Source organism: Pelatocladus sp. (genome assembly GCF_059505505.1).
In genome coordinates, this window is record NZ_JCACKS010000134.1 from 1 (window position 1) to 5962 (window position 5962).

Sequence of the window (5962 nt, forward strand, 5' to 3'; positions counted from 1 at the left end):
TTGCTTTTACCTACGCTGCAAACTCTCGTTTGTGGGGGGAGAGTGAAAAACTACGATATCAAGACTTGGTGCAGGTTGTGGAGTTTCGTACTCGGTTGGTGTTGGGCTGGGAATTTCTGGTTGTATGGGACTAATGGTAGGAGCTGCACCCCTGGAGGCTGTTGCAGTTGGTGTGGGCTGGATTGATTGTTGGGGTGGTGTTGATAATCCAGCAATAATTACACTAAGGAAAAATGCGATCGCTCGACCGCCAATATTCCATTTCCAGCCGTAGCGACTAGTGATTCTATAAAGTGGTGGTAGGAAGATCAGCCCCCAAATGATAATTGAAAAAGCGATCGCGCTTGTTTGAGTCAGCCCCACAAATCCTATCAACAAGAAAAACGCCGCCCCCAACCAACCAAAAAATGACAAGATTTTTCGCCACATATCACTATAGTATTTCGACAAAACCCCGCAGATAAATTTACTGCTTCTGGTGGTGAATAAGATGTGATTTAGGTCAGGGTGGATTGTTCACTTATTAACATGCGATCGCATCTACAACCGCCTTCACACATTCTCTACAGGTGTAATACAGTTGGATAAGAGGTGGGAGCAATTAACTGTGGAGTTAGTAACACGAGCAGGGCAAAAAGCAAGCATTCTCGGTTTGGCAGGACAGCAGCAGCTGGATGCTAGTTGTGTTGAGGTGGCGTTTGAGTCGGGAATAAATTATTTCTTTTTTTACAATCTGGAGTATGAAAACTTCCTGGATGGACTAAAACCACTCCTAGCGACAAAGCGCGAACAGGTCTTGGTTGCAACGGGAAGTGAAAGCCGAGATGTAAGCTATTTACGCCGTTACCTTGATTCTTTGCGTCAGCGCCTCAATGTTGATGGGGTGGATGTGTTTTTTGTTGAGTATGTTTCCCTTAGTGATGACACAAACCAGGTTCAGGCGATACTTGATGAGTTGCTCTCCTGGAAGGATTCTGGACTTATTCGCTACGTGGGAGCCACCACCCACAACCGCCCCATTGCTTTAGAACTGATAGAACAGGGTCAATGTGATGTGTTGATGCATCGCTATAATATGGCACACCGCAAAGCCGAAGATGATGTTTTACCCGTCGCCCTTCAAGCTGATATTCCTGTAGTAGCATTTACTTGTACCCGTTGGGGTTCTTTGCTCAAAGGTCATCCCAATTGGCAAGGCGAACCACCCACCGCAGTAGATTGTTACCGCTATGTGCTGCACAACCGGGCAGTACATCTGGCACTCACCGCCCCTAAAACCAGACAAGAATTAGAGGAAAATCTATCTGTTCTCCATGCGCCCCCACTTTCCTCTCAAGAAACAGCCTATTGGCACTCATACGGGGACTTGATTTATGGAACTGGACAAGATGCTTTTGATACTCAATGGATTTGAGAGATGGAATGGTTGTTGCTAAACATCGCTCTGTTGTACTGAGTGCGGCGAAGCATCCCATCGCCTTCACTAAAGCGCAAAAAACTCCACATAGGCTGATGCCAATAAATTTCTACTACAATTTCCTTGCATTAATCTGCTTTCATCAATGCTTCCAACTGTGCCAACAGCTTCTCTACCTTGGCTTTTTTCTTGGGGTCATCCCAAACATTGGATTTCTTTAAGCGACGAAATGTGTCATCAGCTTGGTCTTTTAATGATGGTGATTCTGATTCAGACTGTTGCGAAATTTCTTTGATTTTGCGCTTAATCTCGTTCAATGAAAAATTGTAGGAGATCGCATCCTCTAGAAGCTGCTTTCTAGTTTCTGAATCACTAACTCGTGCGATCGCTTTTGCCTTAGTATACTCCAGTGTCCCAGAACGCAGGACTTCTAAAACATCTGGTGGCAGATTAAGCAGTGGTAGGCGATTTTTGACAAATGACTCCCACTTCATCCGCCCTAGCGTTGCGAATAACTCTTCAATAATCAAGCCTTGAGGATTACCCATAACGTTAGGGGTAATTTTCCCTTTGGCTTCATTGTCCATTTTTTGCAGCAGTTTTACGGCTTCGCCTTGGTTTGTTTCTAAACGTAACGCCAACAGTTCCAGGATGCCTTCAGTTTCTTCTAGGGGGTTGAGGTCTTCCCGTTGCAGGTTTTCTATTAGGGCAATGGCAAGGGCTTCTGAATCTGTTAATTCCCGAATGGTAACAGGGACTTCCACCAATCCAACAGCTTGGGCTGCTCGATAGCGTCTTTCCCCAGCTACCAATTCATACTGTCCTTCTTGATTTGGTAGCGGTCGGATAAGCAAATTTTCTAAAATCCCATGTTCTTTGACCGATTGAATTAATTGATCCATCTTGGCAGGGTCAAAGTAGCGCCGTGGCTGCTTGGAGGAGAGAGAAATATTAGATAATAACACAGTGCCTTTTGGCTGCTGCGATTGATTTGGTGGCTCCTCCTCATCAAATACAAAATCCTTGAGGTTGCGCCTTTTAGTGGACATTAAGCACCTCCAAAGCTTCTGTAAACAGGGCTTGGTAATCTGCTGTAGCTTCAATCGCCGCTTTGCCTGACATTTGAAACACAGTAAATCCCTGACCAGGAGCATCAGCAATACACTGTCTTTGGTAAATAGCAGCTTTCATTACCTGTGTTCCCGTTGCACTCAGTGCTTCTCTAGCTTCTCGCTCCAGTACTGTTCCTTTGGTGGCTCTGCTTAAGAACAGTGCTGCTTTGGGATAACCTGAGCGTAATTCGGTTGCGTGTTTGATAAAACGCAAAATTTTATGACTGCTGTGTAAATCCAAACCAGAAGGCTGGCAGGGAACTAAAGCTAAGTCACAGCGAGCTAGTATCGCTTTAGTTGTTTCAGAAAGTGAGCCAGGGCCATCAATTACCAAAGCTGAATATTGGGTTTGCAACTGAGGAATTGCTTCAAACAAATCTTCTGGGTCTTGGATGACTTGATAAGCTAGACCGAGGGACTTAGCCCATACAGAACTACTTTGTTGAGCATCGGCATCAACCATCAGTGTATTTTGGCGTTGACTGAGCCAGTAAGCCAAATGAACTGCTGCGGTTGATTTCCCCACGCCTCCTTTTTGATTGGTAAAGGCAATAATCATTTAGGGTGAGATATATGGCTTGTTGTTATTGCCGCGAGGTCGCTAGCATGGTTATTATCCACCAATTGTCTCGCTTCGTCATGTACACGGTGGATTAAAATTTTTGAGCTTTATTGATTAAACATCTCCAGGAATGAGGTATCGCTCCTGACCACACAAAGCTTTTATCGTTTTTATTGGAGATGTATATTAAATAAACAGCTAAGTATTTTTAGATGGCTCACCATCTGATGGTGATTCGGTAGAGCGATCGCACAAGAGAAATATCTCTATCAATGCCAGAACGCTGGCAATTTGTTTGTAGAGTTGGGCAACTGTTCGGTTTACACCTACCAAGCTACCCAACCCAGTTTTATTTTCGGATATCGTCACCGACATCACAGGTGCAGGCTGGACTCTTCGGTTGCACTCTTGACAGATTCCCACCTGCCAACTCTCGCGGTGAAGAGACCTCCCAACCGCGCAGACAACACGAAAACCAATAAAGTTGAAGATGTTGACGCGCCCAGGGTTGAAGTAGCGATACGCAGAACGGCAGTACTTAGGATAGCTGCCCCAGGAACCGCCCCGCAGCACGGCATTTCCTTGTCTTTGAGAAAGATTATCATTGTTATCAAGCCACGCACTACCATCTGTTGGCGCTCCTTCATAGTTATTGTGCCAATCATCCAGACACCATTCCCACACGTTCCCATGCATATCGTATAATCCAAAGGCATTGGGTGGAAAACTGCCTACAGGAGTTGTTTGCTGACGATATTCGCCTTTTGGTTCTGAAGCGTAAGTGTAATCGCCATTGTAGTTGGCTAAATCAGTTGTCAGAGTCTCCCCAAAATAAAATGGTGTCGTCGTTCCCGCACGAGCTGCATATTCCCATTCGGCTTCACTAGGGAGGCGATATTCACGTCCTGTCTTCTCACTCAATCTTTTACAAAACTCAACCGCATCATTCCAACTCACTTGTTCTACTGGTCGGTTCTCACCTTTGAAACGCGCAGGATTTGTCCCCATAATTGCTTGATACTGCGCTTGAGTAACTTCATATTTCCCCATGAAAAATCCAGGAACATTTACCTGATGCTGTGGACTTTCACTTGAATTTCGATCTTTCTCCCCGGATGGTGAACCCATCATAAAATCACCACTAGGAATCGCTACCATTTCCAGCATCACACCATTCCCCACATTTTCCATGAAAGATTGTGTTGTACGGTTGGCTCTGTTGGTGATACTTCCCTGTGCGTTGACTCTGACTATTTCAAACTCAAAACTTTTTAAAGGAGTAGGGTCGGAATTGGGTAAGGTAGGAATATCAGTATTAGTATTATTATTGGTATTTTTGGTAATCTGATCAGCTGCCACTGATATCAGCAAACCGCCTCCTCCCCAACCGAGCCACTTCAAAAATTGCCTGCGGTTGATTAACGAGGGACTAGAGTTTCCCGACTTAGCAAAACTCGGTTCTTGAATTAGTGGTTTAACCTCTATTCCCAGTTTGATTAATACTTTTCTCCACCAATCATATCTTTTCTGCTTTTGTAATGAGCGGCTAAATTCATCTGATACTCTCATCGCCAGTACAGATTGTCCTCTCATAAAGCCTAGAAAAATGTAATCCCGTAATTGACTATTAACAGCCCCTTGCTTAGATAATAAATAAAGTATTGGATTAGCTAATTTTGGCAGAAACCGATGATATTGTCTTGCTACTTCTAATTGCAATTTGCTGACAGAACCTTGAACAGCCGTAATTAGCAAACCTTGCAGCACAGTCCGGATGATCTGCTGTTGCTCTGGAGTAAGTGTTGCAATTAGGTAAACACGCAACCAGTCCGGCATATAACCATAACGCAACCACGGTAAACGAGCTAAATCAGTTAATGAACACACCTCTATCAAAGATGCACCCGACTCTATTTTCAGCACATTACCTAAATAGATAGTGATGTTCCAGTGCAACTCTGGAAATACAGCACAAGCACTAAGCCAATAAAAACTATTCTTACCAAGATATTTTTCTAACGAGTCCAACATGGCATTAATCTGCTCAGTTGGTGGTGGATTACGTTCTATCCAAAGATAAGGACGTGTACGCAAGGAATCTGGTAGGGGTATTTGCATTTCTTCCCCAACAAAATAAGTCGCCCATCCTTGGCGCAATCTTTGACTCAACACTTCTAAGCCTTTGAGTGTTGCGGGTAAAATAATAAACTCTTGTGCAAGTTCTAATTCCTGATACCCCCAATTTTCCACAGGTGTAGGCGTTAAAACTGTCCGGTTCTCCCAGTTTGTCAACTGATTTACCCAAGGTTCTAATTCCCCACTAATAGAGCTAAAAAATTTCTCTGTATCAGAAATCATCACCAGAAAATGTTCACTATATTTTGATGTAATTTCTCTTAGTCTTAATGGACAACTTTGGTCATTTTTAGAAAAACACATTCGTGGATCATCATCGAAAAAATAGATGGTAATAAATACTCCTTCCTGTTTCAGACCCTCTATTATCTCTTCAATAAATTTCGCTTGATGATCTCGGTAGCTGGTGCGGTTAATCAAAAAGAGATATTCTGGGAGAACTTGGTAAGTTCGATAAACTGGAGTTAGCCATCCTCCCCGGCTAAGAGTTGCATCAATAGTTTTATTCACATCAATTTCGTGAGATGGAACACGAATTCGATTCCTTAAATTCCGAGCAATTTTTAACAATACAAGGCTAGGAACTAAGTTATCCTCAAACCCAGTAATGGTTCTACATCTACTTTTTTTGTTAAAGTATGGTCAAGTCCAAGTTCCCATGCTAGACTGTAAGCCAATTGGTTAAACTAAGGCGCTTAGTCACCTAAGCGACTCGTCTTCAAAACCGTGCATGAG

Annotated in this window: 5 protein-coding genes; 1 reads left to right on the forward strand and 4 read right to left on the reverse strand. The window is 43.5% G+C overall.

What is annotated here, in order from left to right:
* Window positions 1–6: 6 nt before the first annotated feature.
* Window positions 7–450 carry a hypothetical protein gene (locus AC5JMK_RS11720; protein ID WP_495910147.1) on the reverse strand — a complete coding sequence of 148 codons (444 nt, stop codon included), beginning with the start codon at window positions 448–450 and terminating at the stop codon, window positions 7–9.
* Window positions 451–580: 130 nt separating this feature from the next.
* Here AC5JMK_RS11720 and AC5JMK_RS11725 point away from each other — a divergent pair, with 130 nt between their 5' ends.
* Complete coding sequence (locus AC5JMK_RS11725; RefSeq protein ID WP_495910148.1) at window positions 581–1414, forward strand: aldo/keto reductase; 834 nt, start codon at window positions 581–583, stop codon at window positions 1412–1414.
* Window positions 1415–1545: 131 nt separating this feature from the next.
* On the opposite strand, the gene AC5JMK_RS11730 is transcribed toward AC5JMK_RS11725, so the two are convergent.
* The 3 genes from AC5JMK_RS11730 to AC5JMK_RS11740 all read right to left on the reverse strand — a co-directional run bounded on the left by AC5JMK_RS11730 (window position 1546) and on the right by AC5JMK_RS11740 (window position 5737).
* Complete coding sequence (locus tag AC5JMK_RS11730) at window positions 1546–2466, reverse strand: ParB/RepB/Spo0J family partition protein (RefSeq protein ID WP_495910149.1); 921 nt, start codon at window positions 2464–2466, stop codon at window positions 1546–1548.
* Window positions 2456–3088 carry an AAA family ATPase gene (locus AC5JMK_RS11735; protein ID WP_495910150.1) on the reverse strand — a complete coding sequence of 211 codons (633 nt, stop codon included), beginning with the start codon at window positions 3086–3088 and terminating at the stop codon, window positions 2456–2458. Before AC5JMK_RS11735 ends, AC5JMK_RS11730 begins: the two co-directional genes overlap by 11 nt.
* Before the next feature lie 201 nt (window positions 3089–3289).
* On the reverse strand, window positions 3290–5737 hold the full coding sequence (locus AC5JMK_RS11740; RefSeq protein ID WP_495910151.1) for a formylglycine-generating enzyme family protein: 2448 nt from the start codon (window positions 5735–5737) through the stop codon (window positions 3290–3292).
* Between the last annotated feature and the right edge of the window lie 225 nt (window positions 5738–5962).